At 61.0% G+C, this 18,345-nt stretch carries 15 protein-coding genes; 7 read left to right on the top strand and 8 right to left on the bottom strand.

The window, feature by feature from the left end:
• The first annotated feature begins 5 nt into the window (after positions 1 to 5).
• From ACSV9I_RS13835 to ACSV9I_RS13810, 6 genes are read left to right on the top strand one after another with little or no spacing between them, the layout of a single operon-like run.
• Positions 6 to 506: a (2Fe-2S)-binding protein gene (locus ACSV9I_RS13835; RefSeq protein WP_054158033.1), complete on the top strand. Its 501-nt coding sequence runs from the start codon at positions 6 to 8 to the stop codon at positions 504 to 506.
• A complete protein-coding gene (locus tag ACSV9I_RS13830) occupies positions 503 to 2,932 on the top strand; it encodes an aerobic carbon-monoxide dehydrogenase large subunit (protein WP_054158032.1) in 2,430 nt (809 codons plus the stop codon). The genes ACSV9I_RS13835 and ACSV9I_RS13830 overlap by 4 nt, the downstream gene beginning before the upstream one ends.
• A gap of 14 nt (positions 2,933 to 2,946) precedes the next feature.
• Positions 2,947 to 3,828, top strand: coding sequence for an AAA family ATPase (locus tag ACSV9I_RS13825; protein WP_438329381.1), 882 nt, complete (start codon positions 2,947 to 2,949; stop codon positions 3,826 to 3,828).
• Position 3,829: 1 nt separating this feature from the next.
• Entirely contained in the window at positions 3,830 to 5,017 is a 1,188-nt protein-coding gene (locus ACSV9I_RS13820; RefSeq protein WP_438329379.1) for a vWA domain-containing protein, read from the top strand.
• 2 nt (positions 5,018 to 5,019) lie between these two features.
• Positions 5,020 to 5,835, top strand: coding sequence for an XdhC family protein (locus tag ACSV9I_RS13815; protein WP_438329377.1), 816 nt, complete (start codon positions 5,020 to 5,022; stop codon positions 5,833 to 5,835).
• A 16-nt stretch (positions 5,836 to 5,851) separates the two neighbouring features.
• Positions 5,852 to 6,496, top strand: coding sequence for an SRPBCC family protein (locus ACSV9I_RS13810; RefSeq protein WP_054158028.1), 645 nt, complete (start codon positions 5,852 to 5,854; stop codon positions 6,494 to 6,496).
• A 379-nt stretch (positions 6,497 to 6,875) separates the two neighbouring features.
• Here ACSV9I_RS13810 and ACSV9I_RS13805 read toward each other — a convergent pair whose 3' ends face one another.
• The 6 genes from ACSV9I_RS13805 to ACSV9I_RS13780 all read right to left on the bottom strand — a co-directional run bounded on the left by ACSV9I_RS13805 (position 6,876) and on the right by ACSV9I_RS13780 (position 12,049).
• Positions 6,876 to 7,961 carry an extracellular catalytic domain type 1 short-chain-length polyhydroxyalkanoate depolymerase gene (locus ACSV9I_RS13805; protein ID WP_438329375.1) on the bottom strand — a complete coding sequence of 362 codons (1,086 nt, stop codon included), beginning with the start codon at positions 7,959 to 7,961 and terminating at the stop codon, positions 6,876 to 6,878.
• 114 nt (positions 7,962 to 8,075) lie between these two features.
• A complete protein-coding gene (locus ACSV9I_RS13800; protein ID WP_054158026.1) occupies positions 8,076 to 8,687 on the bottom strand; it encodes a general stress protein in 612 nt (203 codons plus the stop codon).
• Positions 8,688 to 8,716: 29 nt separating this feature from the next.
• On the bottom strand, positions 8,717 to 9,034 hold the full coding sequence (locus tag ACSV9I_RS13795; RefSeq protein WP_054158025.1) for a PepSY domain-containing protein: 318 nt from the start codon (positions 9,032 to 9,034) through the stop codon (positions 8,717 to 8,719).
• Between the two features lie 353 nt (positions 9,035 to 9,387).
• Entirely contained in the window at positions 9,388 to 10,695 is a 1,308-nt protein-coding gene (locus ACSV9I_RS13790; protein WP_438329373.1) for an ABC1 kinase family protein, read from the bottom strand.
• Entirely contained in the window at positions 10,692 to 11,039 is a 348-nt protein-coding gene (locus ACSV9I_RS13785; RefSeq protein WP_438329372.1) for a thiol-disulfide oxidoreductase DCC family protein, read from the bottom strand. The genes ACSV9I_RS13790 and ACSV9I_RS13785 overlap by 4 nt, the downstream gene beginning before the upstream one ends.
• Complete coding sequence (locus ACSV9I_RS13780; protein WP_438329370.1) at positions 11,036 to 12,049, bottom strand: FAD-binding domain-containing protein; 1,014 nt, start codon at positions 12,047 to 12,049, stop codon at positions 11,036 to 11,038. The genes ACSV9I_RS13785 and ACSV9I_RS13780 overlap by 4 nt, the downstream gene beginning before the upstream one ends.
• 581 nt (positions 12,050 to 12,630) lie before the next feature.
• On the opposite strand from ACSV9I_RS13780, the gene ACSV9I_RS13775 reads away from it, so the two are divergent.
• Positions 12,631 to 14,880 carry a methyl-accepting chemotaxis protein gene (locus ACSV9I_RS13775; RefSeq protein ID WP_438329368.1) on the top strand — a complete coding sequence of 750 codons (2,250 nt, stop codon included), beginning with the start codon at positions 12,631 to 12,633 and terminating at the stop codon, positions 14,878 to 14,880.
• A 79-nt stretch (positions 14,881 to 14,959) separates the two neighbouring features.
• Here the strand turns inward: ACSV9I_RS13775 and ACSV9I_RS13770 are convergent, their stop codons facing one another.
• Both ACSV9I_RS13770 and ACSV9I_RS13765 read right to left on the bottom strand, forming a co-directional pair.
• Positions 14,960 to 15,649, bottom strand: a complete 690-nt coding sequence (locus tag ACSV9I_RS13770) for a response regulator (protein WP_438329367.1) — start codon at positions 15,647 to 15,649, stop codon at positions 14,960 to 14,962.
• The gene (locus tag ACSV9I_RS13765; protein ID WP_438329365.1) at positions 15,646 to 18,339 is read right to left on the bottom strand and encodes a DUF4118 domain-containing protein; all 2,694 of its coding nucleotides are present in this window, start codon (positions 18,337 to 18,339) and stop codon (positions 15,646 to 15,648) included. The genes ACSV9I_RS13770 and ACSV9I_RS13765 overlap by 4 nt, the downstream gene beginning before the upstream one ends.
• Positions 18,340 to 18,345 lie beyond the last annotated feature (6 nt).

The raw sequence follows: 18,345 nt of genomic DNA, 5'->3' as shown, positions 1-18,345 counted from the left end.
AACCAATGACCAAATCGCATATCAAAGTCACCATCAATGGCAAGGTTGTCGAGGCTCTCGTTGAGCCGCGCACCCTGCTGATCCACTTCCTGCGCGAGCAGCAGAACCTGACAGGTGCCCATATCGGATGCGACACCGGCCACTGCGGCGCCTGCACGGTTGATATGGATGACATGTCGGTGAAGAGCTGCATGACCTTCGCGGTGCAGGCCAACGGCGCCAGTATCACCACAATCGAGGGCGTCGCCAATCCTGACGGAACGCTGAGCGCTCTGCAGGAGGGTTTCCGCATGATGCATGGCCTGCAATGTGGCTACTGCACGCCGGGCATGATCCTGCGCGCGCATCGCCTGCTTCAGGAAAATGCCAATCCGACCGAGGACGAAATCCGCAATGGGATCGCCGGTAATCTCTGTCGCTGCACCGGCTATGTGAACATCGTGAAGGCCATCCAGTATGCGGCGGCCAAGATCAATGGAACACCGTTTCAGGAGGCCGCGGAATGAACGAGCAAGTCAAGATCGATATCGATCGCGCAGAGCGGACCGAAAAACTGCAGGGCATGGGGTGCAAGCGCAAGCGCGTCGAGGACGTCCGCTTTACGCAGGGCAAGGGCTCCTATGTCGATGACCTGAAGTTGCCGGGCATGCTGTTCGGCGATTTCGTCCGCTCGCCGCATGCCCATGCACGCATCGTCAGCATCGACACGTCGCGGGCCAAGGCGCTGCCGGGAGTGATCGCGGTGCTGACGGCGGCGGATCTGAAGCCGCTCGGCCTGCACTACATGCCGACGCTTGCCGGTGACGTGCAGGCGGTTCTGGCTGAAGAGAAAGTGCTGTTCCAAAACCAGGAAGTCGCCTTTGTCATTGCAGAGGATCGCTATATTGCCTCTGATGCGACCGAGCTGGTGGATGTCGTCTATGAAGCGCTGCCCTGCATCGTCGACCCGTTCAAGGCAATGCTGCCGGACGCGCCGATCCTGCGCGAGGACATCAAGGACAAGATGGTGGGTGCGCACGGGCCGCGCAAACATCCCAACCATATTTTCGAATGGCAGATCGGCGACAAGCAGGCAACCGACGACGTCTTTGCCAATGCGGATGTCACCATAAAGGAAATGCTGGTCGATCACCGCACCCATCCGTCGCCACTCGAAACCTGCCAGTCGGTCGCCTCGTTCGACAAGGTCAAGGGGGAACTGACGCTCTGGGGCACCTTCCAGGCGCCGCATGTCATCCGCACCGTGGTCTCGCTGATCTCGGGCCTGCCGGAGCACAAGATCCATGTGATCGCACCCGATATCGGCGGCGGTTTCGGCAACAAGGTCGGCGCATATGCGGGCTATGTCTGCTCTGTCGTCGGCTCGATCGTGCTGGGTGTGCCGGTCAAATGGGTGGAGGACCGCATGGAGAACCTCTCCACCACCTCCTTTGCCCGCGATTATCACATGACCACGGAACTGGCTGCCACCAAGGACGGCAAGATCCTCGGCATGCGCGTGCATGTGCTGGCCGATCATGGCGCCTTCGATGCCTGCGCCGATCCGTCCAAGTGGCCGGCCGGTTTCATGAACATCTGTACCGGCTCCTACGACATTCCGGTCGCGCATCTGGTCGTCGATGGTGTCTACACAAACAAGGCGTCAGGCGGCGTGGCCTATCGCTGTTCGTTCCGGGTGACGGAGGCGGTATTTGCCATCGAGCGCGCCATCGAAGTGCTGGCCCAGAAGCTTGGCATGGATGCGGCCGAACTGCGGATCAAGAACTTCATCAAGCCCGAGCAGTTTCCCTATCACTCGGCGCTCGGCTGGGAATATGACAGCGGCGACTATCACACCGCCATGAAGAAGGCGATGGATGCCATTGGCTATACCGCTCTCAGGGCCGAGCAGGCGGAAAAGCGGGAGGCTTTCAAGCGCGGCGAGACACGGGAGATCATGGGCATCGGCATTTCCTTCTTTACGGAAATCGTCGGTGCCGGTCCGGCCAAGAACTGCGATATTCTCGGCATCGCGATGTTTGACAGCGCCGAGATCCGCATCCATCCGACCGGCTCCGTGATTGCCCGAATGGGCACCAAGAGCCAGGGCCAGGGTCACGAGACGACCTATGCCCAGATCATCGCAACCGAACTCGGCATTCCCGCCGACGACATCATGATCGAGGAAGGCAATACCGATACCGCACCCTATGGTCTCGGGACTTATGGTTCGCGCTCGACCCCGGTCGCGGGTGCGGCCACCGCCGTCGCCGCTCGCAAGATCAAGGCCAAGGCGCAGATGATCGCCGCCCATATGCTCGAAGTGCATGAGGGTGACCTGGAGTGGGATATCGACCGCTTCCGGGTCAAGGGCCTGCCGGAGAAGTTCAAGACGATGAAGGAGATCGCCTGGTCGGCCTATAATGCGCCGCCTCCGAACCTTGAGCCCGGCCTTGAGGCGGTCAATTATTACGAGCCGCCGAACATGACCTATCCTTTCGGCGCCTATTTCTGTGTCATGGATATCGACGTCGATACGGGCGTCGCCAAGACACGGCGCTTCTACGCGCTGGATGATTGCGGGACGCGCATCAACCCGATGATCATCGAGGGGCAGGTGCATGGCGGGCTGACCGAAGCCTTTGCCTGTGCCATGGGCCAGGAAATCCGCTACGACGAGATGGGCAATGTGATGGGGGCGTCCTTCATGGACTTCTTCCTTCCGACCGCGGTCGAGACGCCGAAGTGGGAAACGGATTTTACCGTCACGCCATCGCCACATCATCCAATCGGCGCCAAGGGGGTCGGGGAAAGCCCCCATGTCGGCGGCGTGCCGTGTTTCTCCAACGCGGTCAACGATGCCTATGCCTTCCTCGATGCCGGTCACATCCAGATGCCGCATGATGCCTGGCGGCTGTGGAAGGTGGGTGAACGTCTCGGGTTGCACGGATAAGCACGGATCAGTCGATGGCAGTGGCGCTTCCACAGGAGAAAATTGCCGCGCAGATGGCCGCGGTCGGGTATGTTCCCGATCGCGACCTGTCGACCGCGCTGTGGCTGATGGATAGCCTGTCACGGCCGCTGCTTCTGGAAGGTGAGGCGGGTGTTGGCAAGACGGAGGTCGCACGCGCCTTGGCGCTCGCACATGATACCAAGCTGATCCGGTTGCAGTGCTATGAAGGGCTGGATCAGAGCTCGGCCCTCTATGAATGGAACTACCAGCGGCAATTGCTGGCGATCAAGGCGCGTGAAGGCGCCGATGCCGACGAAGTCGAAGAGGCCATATTTTCCGAAAAATATCTGCTTGAACGGCCTCTCCTTGCCGCCATCCGGCAGGCAAAGGCACCGGTTCTGCTGATTGATGAGGTCGACCGGGCAGACGAGGAGTTCGAGGCCTTTCTGCTGGAGCTTCTGTCGGATTTCCAGGTGTCGATACCGGAACTCGGAACCGTGACGGCCATGACCATTCCGCGGGTTATCCTGACGAGCAACGGGACCCGCGAACTGTCGGACGCGCTCAGGCGGCGTTGCCTCTACCACTATGTCGATTTTCCCGATGTCGACCGCGAAGCGCGGATCATCCTGTCGCGACTGCCGGGTATTGATGCGGCGTTGGCGTTACAGATCGCCTCCATGGTGAGCCTCATCCGCAAGGAAGACCTGCGCAAGACGCCGGGCGTGGCCGAGACGCTCGATTGGGCCGCAACGCTTGCCGGCCTCGAGATCCGGCAGCTGCATGACGAACCCGAAGCGGTTCATGAGACGCTCATGTGTTTGATCAAGACGGCCGAGGATAAGGCCCGCATGACGCGTCAAGTCACCGAGCGACTGCTCGGAAAGGTGGCGTGAGATGAGCGCGCTGCGTAAGACCGAGCCTGAACTGGGCGAGCTGATGCGCACGAAGCTTGCGGGCTTTGCGGCTCTCCTGCGCGACAACGGTTTCATCGTCGGTCTTGCGGAGTATCGCGACGCGCTGACAGTGATCAGCGGAGACACTGCAAGACGCCCGTCGCGGCTTCGCCCGGCGCTCAGGTCGCTGTTTTGCAGTCGACACTCGGATTGGACGAAGTTCGACGAGATTTTCGATGCCTTCTGGCTTAAGCGCGGGATGAAGTCCGCTACCCGGATGTCGGGCGCGCCGCAGAAGGCCCCTGATGGAGTGCAGGCCGCGGCGTCCGGTGCGCGTGGCCAAGGTCAGCAGGAACACGCCGATCATGTCCAGCGCGGTGAGGGGGCAGAGGTTGTTGAGACGGGCGAGACCCGGCGCGACGGAGCGTCACGCGCCGAGTTCTTGGGCAAAACCGATTTCCGGCACCTGACGCATCCGGACGATCTCGCCGAAGCGCATCGTCTGGCTGAGCGACTGGCGCTTTCAATGCGCGCACGGATGATGCGGCGCATGCGGCCGCGCCCGCGTGGCCAAAGGCTCGATCTCAGGCGCACCATCCACAAGAGCATTGCGAATGGCGGCACGCCGATGCAGCTCGTCTTCCGGAAACGTCGGGAAAAGCCGTTGCGGCTCGTCGTGCTTCTCGACGGTTCCGGATCGATGAGCCTCTACTCTGCGGTGTTCCTGCGCTTCATGCATGGCGTGCTCGACGCTTTTCAGGAGGCCGAGGCATTCCTCTTTCACACGCGGCTGGTTCATATCTCGCCGGCGCTGCGGGAGCGCGATCCGGAGCGCGCGGTCGAGCGCATGGCACTGATGGGGCAGGGCACCGGCGGCGGCACCCGCATCGGCGACAGTCTGGCAACCTTCAACAAATGGCATGCGAAACGCTGGATCCATTCGCGCACCTGCGTCATGATCGTGTCGGACGGCTATGACACGGGACCGGCCGAACGGCTCGGCGATGAGATGCAGGCGCTCCGCCGCCGGTGCCGGCGGATCGCTTGGCTGAACCCGATGATCGGCTGGCAGGGCTATGCCCCTGAGGCTGCCGGTATGCAGGCAGCGCTTCCGTTTGTCGATCTCTTTGCACCGGCGCATAACCTGGAGAGCCTGAAGGCGCTCGAACCCTATCTGGCGAGGATCTGAGCATGCAGGAAGCATCCGATATTCTCGATCTGGTCAGTTTGACCAAGGCTCGGGGCGAACCGTTCGCCATTGCGACCGTCGTCCGTACGGTCTCGGTGACGGCCGCAAAGGCGGGTGCCAAGGCTGTTGTGCTGGCGGACGGAAGTATTTCCGCCGGCTGGATCGGCGGCGGTTGCGCTCGTGGGGCCGTGCTCCGGGCCGCGAGTGACGCCATCCGCGACGGTCAGCCCCGGCTCATCAGTATCCAGCCTGAAGATCTGCTCGATGTGCAGCAGGTGAAAGCCGGAGACGTCAGAGACGGCGTGCTCTACGCACGCAACATGTGCCCGAGCCAGGGTACGATGGATGTGTTCGTTGAACCTGTTCTGCCGCGTCCGCATCTTGCCATTCTCGGGGCGTCCCCGGTGGCTGCGGCCCTTGCCGACATCGCCCGTCGCATGGGTTTTTTCGTTACTGTCTGTGCGCCGCTTGCCGATCATGCAGCTTTTGGCACCGCAGACCGGATGGTCGATGGTTTCGAGCTGCCGACCGATGGTTCGCAACATGGCTTTATCGTCATCGCCACTCAAGGGCGCGGCGACAGTGCTGCGCTGAAAGCGGTTCTCGGCACAAAGAGCCGCTATACCGGCTTTGTCGGTTCGCGCAAAAAATTTGCGGCACTGAGACGCGATCTGGAAGCTGCGGGGCTGGATGTCGGGGCCATGGATGCCATTCGCTCGCCAGCCGGTCTCGACCTCGGCTCCATCACGCCTGATGAAATTGCCTTCTCGATCGTGGCGGAAATGATCGAGATCCGTCGACGCGGCCAGAGAAACTGACAATGGGAGAACAGTCATGGATATGAACGGATCACAACGCATCGAGGCGTCGCGCGAGGTGGTGTACGCGGCACTGAACGATGTCGACATCTTGCGCCAGTGCATACCCGGCTGCGAAACCATCGAAAAGACATCCGAAACCGAGATGGTTGCCAAGGTTACGCTGAGGATCGGTCCGGTGAAGGCGAGCTTTGCCGGCACTGTGACCCTGTCCGATCTCGATCCACCGAACGGTTACACGATCTCGGGCGAGGGCTCGGGCGGCATGGCCGGTTTTGCGAAGGGTGGAGCCAAAGTCACCCTCGACCCGGATGGTGACGCAACGATCCTGAACTACACCGTCAAAGCCGAAATCGGGGGCAAGCTGGCGCAGATGGGTAGCAGGCTGATCGACAGCACTGCGAAGAAACTGGCTGGCGATTTCTTTGAGAAGTTTGGCGCGGTTGTTGGTAAGCCGGCCGACGTAGAGACGGTTGCTGCCGAGGAACCTCCGGAAGAGCCCGCCAGCAAAGGCTGGATGAGCCGCATCCTCGGCACGAGCGCCACAGCCTTCTTCCTGGTCGCTCTCTCACCGAGCCTGTGCTGCCTCACGGGCGATCATGCAGCCATGGCGGACGACATGATGATGTCCTCGATCTGCACATCGCAAACTGCATTGTGACGTCTCTTTGGCCTTGAGCGGATCAGGTTCCAATCCGGGCGCAAGACGCACATCACGGAAGATATGATCGTCGGCGCCCAAAGGCGGCTTTGGGCGTTGCCGCTGCTGGGTTTCAATGGGGGGCCACTTCGTATTCGGCTGGGTAGCGCGACATGTTGGAGGCAGAAGCGTGGTGGTCCGACCCGTGGGTATTGGTGGCTGCGGTGTTGCACTATTTTGGACCTGGGAGCGCTTTGCACTGTGAGGGCGGACGATAGCCGTGCGAGCGGCAAAGCGCGACGCCCCGGGCTTGTCCTCGCCCATACCGCTGCCTGTTCACCGGACGCGGTTGGCCAATTGCCCGCATGAAACCGGGTTCATGCGGGCAGGTGGCTAGCGTTTATTTCATCAGGCCTGCGGCCCGCAAAGCATTCTCGATGACATCCTGAATGCCATCGGTTCTTTGCGGTGTTGCTGGTTTCGTGCCCGCTTGGCGTGCGCCATCCGAGGCGAGTGGCATGTCTCTTCGCTCGAACGACGGCGTCAGTCCCCAACTGCGCGCAATGTGCACCGTTGATGAAATGCCGACATCGAGCATATGCGCAGCGGCGTTGCCGTATCCGGATGTCGTATCGATGGGGGTCCCGTGGCTCATTCCGGAAATCCTGTAGTGCTCGATGGCGTTGCGGCCTGACATGTCTTTCCAGGTTTCCAGTCTGTGGCCATCTACGATTTGCGTGTGGCTTGCGCTTGCGTCGATACCGTGAACGCCTCGCCATTGATCAATGATCGCCTGGGCGTTCGCTTCCACAACAGTGTTGTCACTGGTTCCATGCCAGACGGAGACGGTTGGCCATGGCCCTTCATGTTGCGAAGCGCTCTTGAGCTTGGCGTCGAGCGTTGCTGTTGATGGAAGCCCATGACCGCGCATGCGGTCGAACGCTTCCGGCACTGTCGAGGCAACGCCAAAGGGCAGGCCTGCAATGATTGCGCCACCGGCGAATACGTCGGGGTAGGATGCAAGAAGCGCATTTGCCATGGCCGCCCCGGCCGATAGACCGGTCACGAAGATCCTGCTTGGATCGACCCCGTGATGTCCGACCATCTGGGCGATCATCTGGCGGACGGAATGAGCCTCGCCCTTATCGCGGCTCACGTCATCGCTCTGGAACCAGTTGAAACACAGATTGGCATTATTCTGCCTGGACTGTTCCGGAAACAGAACTGCAAATCCGTAGTCGTCGGCAAGCCTAGACCAACCTGATCCGTGATCATAGGCAGCCGCTGTCTGGGTGCATCCATGGAGGACGACGACGAGGGGTGGCGATATTTGCGGACTGTCGGGCATTCTATACCAGCCTGTGAGCTGGCCGGGATTGGGGAAGGACCCCTCCAGCCTGGTCAGCATGCTTGGCTGATGAGCGGAGCCCTGAACTTGGGTTCGGTAACGAGCCAATCGCTCGATGGTATCATTGATGCTTCGCATGGGTGACCTTCTGGTGTTCCGGAAAGCCAACCGACATCCCTTTTGCTAAAATAATGCTGCAGTGCACAAATGCAAGGCGGAGGATCGGTTATTGCCGATCCTCCGCTTTATCCCTTACAGGGGGCGAACGCGGTACCGGTCGCGTTCCTTTTCGATTTCTGCCGGACCGTAAGGCTCAGCCGAATGGTCAAACTTCGTCCAGCCCTGTTCCGAATAGGCCTGACGTCGTACCGTCGGGTCGACCCAGTTGGACTGCTTCAGAATCGCCTGGGCTTCCGCTTCCTGGTTGTCCTCCACCCTTGCGGTGACGAGCGTACCGCCGCGGCGGACACCTTCCGCGTAGACATGGGCGTCTTCTTCGGAGACGCCGGAATCGGTGAGTGCACCGATCAGGCCACCGGCTGCACCGCCGGCAACCGCGCCGGCAAGAGCGCCTGCCGCAGTGGCAGCCAGCCAACCTGCTGCAACCACGGGGCCGACGCCTGGGATGGCCATGATGCCAAGGCCCGTCAGAAGGCCGCCTGCGCCGCCGACGACGGCTCCGATGCCAGCACCCGTTCCGGCACCTTCAGCGGCAGCGCTGTCATTGTCGCCGTGCTTATGGCGGTTGTCCGCGTTGTTGGACACAATACTGATATCGTCCGATGGAATGCCGCGGGCTTCCAATGCGCTGACGGCCGAGCTTGCGTCGGTATAGGTGTCAAAAAGTCCGGTAACAGTTTTCATGGGAATGACCTTTCTCTGCGTTTCCGCGCTTATTTCGAGACAATGTTGCCCTGGTAATCCATGGCGACAGACATGGACTTGCCGTCCTTTGTGGCTGTCGCCTGCCAGACGCCCTTGTCATCGAGCTTGAGATCGGTAACGGCAGTGTAGCCAGCCGCCTCGATGCGCTCTTTGGCCTGTGCCTCAGTGAAGGAATTCGCGCCTTCCACCGGAGCTGGAGCGTTCGGGGTGTCAGGTGTTGCAACCGCTGGCGTGTCGCCGTCCGTTGCTGGAACGGTTGTGGTCTGGGCATAGGCAGACACTGCCGAGGCGCACACGAGCGCCGCCGCGAAAATCATCTTTTTCATGGGTTTTCCTCTTTAGCGGACCTAGTTGTCAGGCCTCGGAGCAACAACACGATTGCGTGCTTAAAGTTCCGCATCGTATTGGCATTCCATGCGGATTCGCCAGGGCGGCGCTCTTTGCGCCAGCCCGGTTTTCAGTCTGAACCCCTGGAGGCCTATGGCTTCATGCCCGTGACGTATCGGCTGGGTGTGCCGACGAAATGGCAGGGGGTGCGGCACACTCCTGGATACCTGGAAGCTTGCTCGGCCATGCCTGACATCAGTTCAGACGTTCCGTCCATGCATCCTGGGCGGGTCAGAAATAGTGGGAAAAGTTGGTCATCGGTGAAGGCTCATCTGTGAATGAGGCTTCACGTTCAGGCGTATCGTTCAAGAAGCGAACGAAGCGGAAGACGCGCTTGGATGTTCATGTTGAGGAGCACCATTCCGGCGATCTTGCGCTGAATGAACAGCCCGTCAGGGGAGGGCAGGCCCCAGGTTGCCCGGTCGCCGATCAGAACAGTTGCCTTGTCCCGCAGAGACGCAATGATCTGACGGTCGGAAAAGTCGAAAACCGGTGTTTCGAGCCTGTGCTGAAGAAGCCCGATTAGCTCATCAATATCCCTGCCGTGTTTCGAAAGCTGCTGAGGGGTCAGGAAGCCCATGGCAACCAGCGCCTGGTGGACCGGCGCTGCCTTGCCGGTCAAACCCGCTCTCAGAAGGTTGCGATAGGCATCGACGCTGGGCGGCGTGAGCGAACGCGTCGCGCCAAAATCGAGAAGCACGATCTTGCCCGTCTCCCGTTGCCAGCGGTAGTTGGCGAAATTGGGATCGGTTTGCATCAGCCCGAAATCGAAAAGCTCCTTCAGGACAAGTTCGATCAATGCCGTGGCTGCTGCATCGCGTTCCGGCGCGCTCTGCAGCAACACGGTCTCGATCGGCGTTCCCGCCATGAAAGTCATCGGCAGCACTGTCGGGGTGAGCAATGCCTCGATCGGTTGGGGGACAAGGAAGCGCGGATCGTTTGACAACAGGACGCGGTACTGCTGCATCTGCGCGGCCTCACGCAGATAATCCGCTTCCTCACGCAGTTGCCTTTTCGCCTCGGAGAGATGGGGTGTAATATCCAGTCTCTGCGGCAGGAGGCCTGAGATGCGCAGCAGTGTCGCGACATTGTCGATGTCGGAATCGATGCTGGCAGCCACCCCCGGGTACTGAACCTTGACGGCCACCTCTTCGCCTGACCGCAGAGTGGCGCGATGCACCTGTCCGATTGAGGCGGCGGCCAGAGGATGCGTGTCGAAGCGCGACACATGGCGGCGCCAGTCTGTGCCCCAGGCCGATCGCATCACCTGCTCCAGCTGGGCCGGTGGCATGATATGCGCGTGATTTCTCAATTGCGCGAGAATCGCCTGCAGTTCCGCAGGCAAGATTTCGCCGACATCAAGCGAGAGCATCTGGCCAAGTTTCATCGCCGCCCCCCTCATGCGCGAGAGATGCTCCGTGACCTTATGCGCATTGGCCGGTGTTAAGATGAGATCGGAAAGTTGCGGCCTTTCCCCCTGTGCAAGCCGCCGCAGCCCCTCGGACATGATGCCGGTCGCCACGCCACCCGCCATTTGTCCAAGCGTCGCAAGGCGACCAAGACGGGAGGTTCTGACGGGACTGTAACGGGGATCTTTCATCGCAATAGCGCCTGCAAACGGGGGCGAATGCGCAAAAAGCCGCGATAGGCGCGTTCAAAGAGTGGTGTCATCGGTGCCCAGCCGGCGATCAGGCCAAGCGGGCGCAGAATGGGGATTGCCCGCCACATGGCCGCGAAAGCCGCAGCACCGGAATAGAGCACGCCGTTCGCCTCTGCATGGAAGCGAGCAAGGATCTCAGCGCGGTCCAGGGGGCAGGCGTTTGTCGGATCGCAGGCGTCAATGAACTGGATCGCATTTTTGCGATCGAGCCGTCGCATCAGCGCGATTTCGCGCAGGCAAAGAGGGCAGCTGCTATCAAACCACACCTTGACCAGTTGGGTCATGCCGTCAGCCCCGCAGACCGCAGCAGTGCCGGGATCTTCTCCTTGAGTGCAAAAAAGCCCTTTCGGCAATGCGGCCAGGCGTGACGATCCCATGCCCTGATATGCTCGGTCCATGTCATCTGGTGTTGCTCCGCAGATCGTCTGACCGTTTCGGCGTGCGGCACGGTTGGTCCGACAGTGACAAAGCCTGTCACCACCTGGCGGCAGCCTTGAGCGCGCGCGGCGGCGGTCGTTGCGTCTGAATACGCTCCCAGGCGTTCGGCGTTCGGCCAACGAGCTTGGGCCCGCAAAACCGCATCATCGAGTGCGGCGCTGTCATAGGGATCCGTGCCCGTGAGATAAGCAATGGCGGATACCTGCAGGCCCGATATCTCCGGAAGGGTCTCGAGTGAAAGATCCTCGACAGACAGCAAGAGCAGGCTCTCAACTTTCTCGTCCACGCGGGGTGCCGGTCGTGGTAATGACGGTGCGGGAACGACGATCTCTTCGATCGGAATTCGCGCCTGTCGGGCCAGACCTACAGGCGCAAACCGTCCGTTTGTCATCGCCTTTATTTTCTCGGCATCCGCCAGATAGGCTTTTCCAATCGTATGAAGCCCCGCGACCCAGCGCCAGGACAGGGTGTTGGAAGCCGGGTCCCCATCGATGAGGTGGAGCCGCATGAACTCGGCTCCAAGCGCCCATGGCAGGCCAAGCGTGAAGATCCAGATCGATGCAAACTGCATCCGTGACCAATTGTGCAGATACCCGGTTGACAGGAGTTCCATGGTCCACCCATCGAAACAATCGATCCCGGTGCGCGCTTCCGTGGCGTCTCGGTAACGGCGCGATCTTGTACCATCAGCCTCAAGTGATTGCATGTCCTTCTCGACCAGACGCTGATAGTCGAGCCAGAGGCTGGGGCGCTGTTCAAGCCAGCCTTTCCAGTAGGTCCGCCAGAAGATTTCGCTGATGAATTTTTCCGCGTGCCCAAGCCCGTGCAGAGACAACACTCTTTCGATGATATCCACCTCGCTTATCACGCGGCGTCTCAGGCTCGCTGAAAGTCGCGAGACATGTTCGTGTTGCCCAGGCCCACGGTCGAGATTTCTCAGTTTGCCATAAGCGGCGCCTGCGACTGGCGCGAATGCGTCAAGCCGCGCAAGCGCCGACGCTCGTTTAAGCGGGAACTGCGCATCAGCCCTGGCAGAAGGATGTGTATTCAAAACGTCATGCCCCGCATCGTGAGTACAAACTGACTACGTTGGGCGGCAGACTGCGGATCAAGCCATTCGGCTCCTAGCATAGCAGCGTTCAAAGCATGGCATACCCGCAATCAGCGAACCGAGTGAAGGCGGATCGCAGAGGGCGCATATGGGGTTTCTGTCCCCGGTCTTTCGATATGCCGGAAATTGTGGCTCGTTCTTGCAGAAAATCATTCCGGTTTGGTGGATGTGCTGTCGGAAACGTCAATGTCCCGATCCATTCCGACGCCAGCGCCCGCTTCGGTTAATCGACTTTTTATCTCATCATGACAAGTTGGTTCAAACTTGTATGATTTGCCCGTGGCGTATGAGGCTTCGGTCAAGCAGGCAGCGTCTTGGGAACCCTTATGAAAATATCCATCAAACATACTCTCATTCTGGCCTTTGCGGCCTTGAGCCTGGCGGTTATTGGCCTCGTCGGGCGTCTCTTGCTGCAGGAGGTCGCGGTTTATCGCAGTTCGACAGAACTGTCACAACTCGCACAGCTTGACGCCCGGCTGTTTGATGCGCTGCTCGGCCTGCGCGGTGAGCGTGGCGCGGCGTCCTCTGCCTCCAAGCTCGAGCCGGCAGATATCCAGTCAAGCCTGACGAACCTTCAGGAAGGCCGTAAGGCAGTGGATCCCGCATTCGATGCCGTGAAGGCATTGTCAGAGGAAATCGGCTCTGACGAGCTCAGCCGGTCCATTGTCCCCCTGATGGATGCCTATGGACGGTGGGTTTCGTTTCGTTCCCAGATCGACGCGGCGTTTCAGAAGCCGGTCGCAAGCCGCGACCCGGACCTGACGAAACAGGTGCTGGCGCTTGCCGATCAAATGCTGGCCGATCTCGAGGCAGCGTCGAATGCCGTGGAAGTCGTCATTGCGGCACGCAATCCGCAACTGATGATGTTCACGCAGCTTCGTGCGCTTGGCTGGTCCATGCGTACCTATGGCGGTTCGGCGAACTCGACGCTGGTTGGTGCAATCATTGCCAAGGAGCCGCTCAGTGCGGCCAAGCTCTCGGAAATCGCTGTTCACGACGGCAAGGTCGGATTTGCATGGAATCTCGTGTCGCAGATCGTCAAGGGTCCCTCCGTCCCGGCGTCGATCGTCGAGCAGTACAAGGTTGCCGAAAGCACCTATTTCGGCGGCGCCTATGCAGAGCAGAAGGCGGCTGCGCTGGCGGCTTTCGAAGCTGGCCAGCCGATGGACATGGCGGTTGATGCATGGCGCAAGCCGGCAGCACCCGCGCAGGCCTCGCTTGCCGACATCGCGCAGAAGTCGCTTGATCAGATGAATGTCGTCACGGCCGCCAATGTAGCGTCCTCGACCCAATCGATCCTGATCTACGGCGTTGCAATGGTGATGACGCTCGCGCTGTCGATCGCCGGCATCCTGATGGTCATCTTCCGCATCGCCAATCCGATCGCACAGCTGACAAGTGTCATGCGCAAACTGGCGGGTGGCGATCTGGCTGTTGCTGTTCCGGCATCCGACCGTTCGGACGAGATCGGTGAAATGGCGCGTGCCGTTGAGGTGTTCAAGGAGGCGGCCCTTCACAACAAGACGCTGGAGGCCGAGGCCGAGGAAAGCCGCAAAACGGCTGAAGTGGAGCGGATTGCGTTCCAGGAGAAGGCCGAGCGCGAAGCGGAAGAGCGTCTGACGCAGGCGACTTCGGGGCTTGCCCGCGGCCTGCAGGCTTTGGCGTCGGGGAACCTCGCTTGCGAGATCAACGAGGTATTCAGCGCGCAGTTCGAATCCCTTCGTCACGACTTCAACAGCTCGGTTCGCCAGCTTCGCGATGCGCTGGAAGGTGTCAGCCAATCCGCACTCAGCGTTCGCAGTGGCAGTGGCGAAATCTCGATGGCATCCGATCAGCTGTCGAAGCGCACGGAGCAGCAGGCGGCCTCGCTTGAGGAAACGGCCGCCGCACTTGAGGAAGTGACCACCAACGTCAAGCAGACCTCGGAACGGGCAAGCGAAGCCCGCGAGATCGTGCGGCATGCCAGCACGCGTGCGTCGTCGTCCAGTGAAGTCGTGTCGAACGCCGTGGAAGCGATGAAGAAGATTGAAATGGCGTCCAGCCAGATCACCAACATCATCGGTGTGATCGACGAAATCGCCTTCCAGACGAACCTTCTGGCGCTGAATGCGGGTGTTGAGGCCGCACGCGCCGGTGATGCAGGCAAGGGCTTTGCCGTCGTTGCTCAGGAGGTGCGCGAGCTTGCACAACGCTCGGCCAATGCGGCCAAGGAGATCAAGCTCCTGATCGGGAACTCCGAGGCTGCGGTGACGCAGGGCGTCAATCTTGTCAATGATACCGGTGCCGGCCTAAGTGAGATTGCCGATCTCGTGACAGCAATCAATCAGCATATGGAAGCGATTGCCACGGCTGCCAAGGAGCAGGCTTCGGGGCTCTCCGAAATCAACACATCGGTCAATCGTATGGATCAGATGACCCAGCAGAATGCGGCCATGGTAGAAGAGATGAATGCGGCTGGAGCGACCCTGGCGCAAGAAAGTGCGCGTCTCTCGCAGCTGCTTGAGCGCTTCGAAATGCGCGGTGCCGGTTCCGCTGGCACGGCGTCGCGCCAGCCTGGCCGTCGTCAGGCTGCCTGATACCGTTGTCGCGCTGAAACTTCAGGCCCGCACCGCCCCTGTCGGCGTTGCGGGCCGACTTGTCTCGTCCGCTGAAGCCTCAATCCGGCTCGGTCATCCGATAACCCACGCCGGGTTCGGTGCGTACGATCCGGGGTTCTGTCGGGTCCCGTTCGATCTTCTGGCGCAACTGGCCGATGAAGACGCGCAGATAATGCAGATCGTCGCCGTGGGCCGGTCCCCAGACCGATGTCAGCAAGGTTCGATGGGTGACAACGCGGCCGGCATGTCGAGCCAGCAACAGCAGCAGATCATATTCCTTTGGCGTCAGATGCACGGTCTCACCGGCGCGTAATACGAGACGTCTGACCGGATCGATCGTCAGGCCATCAACCTCCATTACCGTCGGGATGGCTTCCCGGCGTCCGCGATGGCGCAGCGCGGTGCGCATGCGGGCCGTCAGTTCGCCGATACTGAAGGGCTTCTCGACATAGTCGTCGGCGCCGAGATCGAGCGCCGCAATTTTTTCGCTCTCCCGATCGCGCGCGGACAGGATGATAATCGGGATGTCCGACCAGCCTCGGAGGCTCGCGATCACCTCCTTGCCGTCCATGTCCGGCAGGCCAAGATCAAGGATGACGAGGTCGGGGGCTTGGGTGGCCACGGATTTCAATGCTTCCGCGCCGGTGCCCGCTTCCAGCACCTCGTAGCCGGCTGCGGTCAGGGAAGGCTTGAGAAAACGCTGGATCTGGGGTTCGTCGTCGACAACGAGGATGCGGGACTGGATCATTTCGGCTCTGTCCTAGACGTCTTTTCGGCTTGCCGGAAACGCATGATGATCCGCGTGCCGCGCCTCTTCAGTGCCGGGCTTTCCGCATGGATCGTGCCCTCCATTGCCTCGACAAAGCCTCGGGCAATGGAAAGGCCAAGGCCTGTTCCGGGTGCACGGCCGTCAGGCTTACCCCTGCGATAGAATTTTTCAAAGATGCGGTCCAGATCTTCGGGGGGGATGCCACGTCCAAGATCGGTCACCGAAATCAGCACGTCCTTGCCGTCACGGCGGGCATAAACGTTGATCGGCTCTTCGCCGCCGTATTTCACGGCATTGTCCAGGAGGTTGAACAGCACCTGACCCAAGAGCACGCTATCGCCCCTTATCAGCGGCAAGTCCGCTGCAAGCCCGATCTCGATCAGTCGTCCCGGCGCATGCTTGCGGGTCCGCTCGACGGCCGACTGCACGACATCGGCGACATCGACCCAGTCACGTTTCGGCTTGAGCGTGCCTGCCTCGATCCGGGTCATGTCGAGGAGGTTGGCGATGAAACGGCTCATGCGGCCGCTTTCCTCCTCGATCGACTGCAGAAGGTCGTCGCGGTTTTCCGGCGTCATCCGTTCGCCGAGTTGGCGAAGGCCGGTAACGGCGCCCGTTATCGTCGCGAGCGGCGTGCGCAAGTCGTGCGAGATCGAAGACAGCAGCGCTTCACGGTAGCGCTCGCCTTCCAGCCTTGCTGCCTGCTCGACAGTTTCGTCGGCAAGGCGGGCGCGGTCGAACGCAATGGCCGTCTGATCGAGGATCGCTGTCAGCGAGCGTTCGGCGTTGAGGTCAAGCCGCTTGCCCACATGTTCAATGCCGCAGACACCGACGATGCCGTGTGGTCCGAGCAGAGGGCGGAACTCGAAGCGGCTGTTCGGAAGGGTGCCTGTACCATGGCCGGCCGGTTCGCGCTTGTCATGGCTCCAGCGGGCGGCGGTCAAGTCCGTGACGTCGAGTTCGGTATCGGGCGGCCAGGCGGCGGCGAGGCCGAGATCGCTGCCGCGGGGGACCAGCAGCACGACTTTGCGTCTGAGACTTGCCTGCAGCTGTGAAACGGCGAGCCAGATTGCATCTTCGCCCTTGGCCGTGCTCGCGAGCTTACGGGAAAAGTCGAAAAGCGACTGCAGTGCTGTCGCGCGAATACGTGCAATCTCTGCCTGTTCGCGAATGCGCGAGGCAAAGCCGCCAGCAATCATTGCGACGGCCAGGAAAACGAAGAGCGCGAAAACCTCGTGTGGCGCTGCGATCGTGAAGGTGTGGACGGGATCGATGAAGAAGAAATTGTAGGCGAGGGCGGAGAATGCTGCCGCGAGGAAGGCCGCCGCATAGCCTCCAATCACAGACGCACCGAGAACCGCGAGAAGGAAGAGCAGGGAGATATTCGGCAGCTCGACGAAGGCGTCGATTCCCTTGCCCAGAAGCGTTGTCAAGGCGACCAGACCAAGCGCTGTCACGCTGGCGTGCTGGATGACGGCCAGCTTTGGCGGTTCGAACGCGGTGTGTCGCCGTTCTCGGACCGCATTGTCAGGCGTGACAATGTGGATGCCGAGGCCGGACGCCTTTCGGGACAGCGCATCGGGCAGGGATCGCGAAAACAGCTTTTGCCATCGGCTTCGTTTCCGCGTGCCAATGACGATCTGGGTGGCGTGCTCACGGCGGGCGAGCTTGAGGATCTCCTCGACGAAATCATTGCCGATGATGCGTCGTGTTTCGGCGCCCAGCTGTTCGGCGAGCCGGAAGAGCGTCTCGATCCGCTGCAGGCGCTCCGGCGTCTCGACTTCCCGGTCGGCCCGCTCGATCGAGACAACCAGCCACGGCGCATTGAGACCGGAGGCCAGGCGGCTCGCGACCCGCACCACCTTCTCCGACAGGGGATCCGAGCCGACGCAGACGATGAGGCGCTCACCCGTGGCCCAGGGGCCGTCGATGGCATTCTGCTTGAGATAATCGACCATCTGGTCGTCGACGCGGTCGGCGGTGCGGCGCAGCGCAAGTTCACGCAGGGCCGTCAGATTGCCGAGGCGGAAGAAGCGATCGACCGCGCGGTTGGCGCTTTCGGGCAGGTAGACCTTGCCCTCCTTAAGGCGCTCGATCAGTTCCGAGGGCGCGAGGTCGACGAGCAGCACCTCGTCTGCACGCTTGAGGACGATGTCGGGCACCCGTTCGCGCACGGTGACGCCGGTGATCTGGGCGACGAGATCGGCGAGACTTTCGAGATGCTGGATGTTGAGGGCCGTCCAGACATCGATCCCGGCAGCGATCAGTTCCTCGATATCCTGATGGCGCTTCGGATGGCGGCTGTCTTCCGGGTTAGAATGGGCGAGCTCGTCGACGATGACGATGCGGGGACGCCTTTCCAGGGCTGCATCGAGGTCGAACTCCTCGAGCATCCGGCCGCGATGAGCCACCCTGCGTCGAGGCAGGATCTCGAGGCCGTCGAGCAGGGCTGCGGTTTCGCCGCGACCGTGGGTCTCGACCAGTCCGACGACGACGTCGGTGCCATCCGTCTTCAGGCGTCTGGCCCGCGACAGCATCGCATAGGTCTTGCCGACACCGGGGGCGGCCCCCAGAAATACGGTCAACTTGCCCCGGCGGTCCTTATCCGCCAGGGCAAGCAGGGCATCGGGATCGGGACGCCGGTCGTCCCTGCGGTCGTCATCCGCCATCAACTA

The sequence above is a fragment of the Rhizobium sp. G187 genome, assembly GCF_051549525.1.
Taxonomy (GTDB): domain Bacteria; phylum Pseudomonadota; class Alphaproteobacteria; order Rhizobiales; family Rhizobiaceae; genus Allorhizobium.
Note: the sequence above shows the minus strand (reverse complement) of the source record. Positions and strands in the feature narration are given on the sequence as shown.

Coding starts and splice junctions, on each gene's coding strand:
- ACSV9I_RS13835 (WP_054158033.1), top strand. CDS start 6: ATGACCAAATCGCATATCAAAGTCACCATCAATGGCAAGGTTGTCGAG.
- ACSV9I_RS13830 (WP_054158032.1), top strand. CDS start 503: ATGAACGAGCAAGTCAAGATCGATATCGATCGCGCAGAGCGGACCGAA.
- ACSV9I_RS13825 (WP_438329381.1), top strand. CDS start 2,947: ATGGCAGTGGCGCTTCCACAGGAGAAAATTGCCGCGCAGATGGCCGCG.
- ACSV9I_RS13820 (WP_438329379.1), top strand. CDS start 3,830: ATGAGCGCGCTGCGTAAGACCGAGCCTGAACTGGGCGAGCTGATGCGC.
- ACSV9I_RS13815 (WP_438329377.1), top strand. CDS start 5,020: ATGCAGGAAGCATCCGATATTCTCGATCTGGTCAGTTTGACCAAGGCT.
- ACSV9I_RS13810 (WP_054158028.1), top strand. CDS start 5,852: ATGGATATGAACGGATCACAACGCATCGAGGCGTCGCGCGAGGTGGTG.
- ACSV9I_RS13805 (WP_438329375.1), bottom strand. CDS start 7,961: ATGCGAAGCATCAATGATACCATCGAGCGATTGGCTCGTTACCGAACC.
- ACSV9I_RS13800 (WP_054158026.1), bottom strand. CDS start 8,687: ATGAAAACTGTTACCGGACTTTTTGACACCTATACCGACGCAAGCTCG.
- ACSV9I_RS13795 (WP_054158025.1), bottom strand. CDS start 9,034: ATGAAAAAGATGATTTTCGCGGCGGCGCTCGTGTGCGCCTCGGCAGTG.
- ACSV9I_RS13790 (WP_438329373.1), bottom strand. CDS start 10,695: ATGAAAGATCCCCGTTACAGTCCCGTCAGAACCTCCCGTCTTGGTCGC.
- ACSV9I_RS13785 (WP_438329372.1), bottom strand. CDS start 11,039: ATGACCCAACTGGTCAAGGTGTGGTTTGATAGCAGCTGCCCTCTTTGC.
- ACSV9I_RS13775 (WP_438329368.1), top strand. CDS start 12,631: ATGAAAATATCCATCAAACATACTCTCATTCTGGCCTTTGCGGCCTTG.
- ACSV9I_RS13770 (WP_438329367.1), bottom strand. CDS start 15,649: ATGATCCAGTCCCGCATCCTCGTTGTCGACGACGAACCCCAGATCCAG.
- ACSV9I_RS13765 (WP_438329365.1), bottom strand. CDS start 18,339: ATGGCGGATGACGACCGCAGGGACGACCGGCGTCCCGATCCCGATGCC.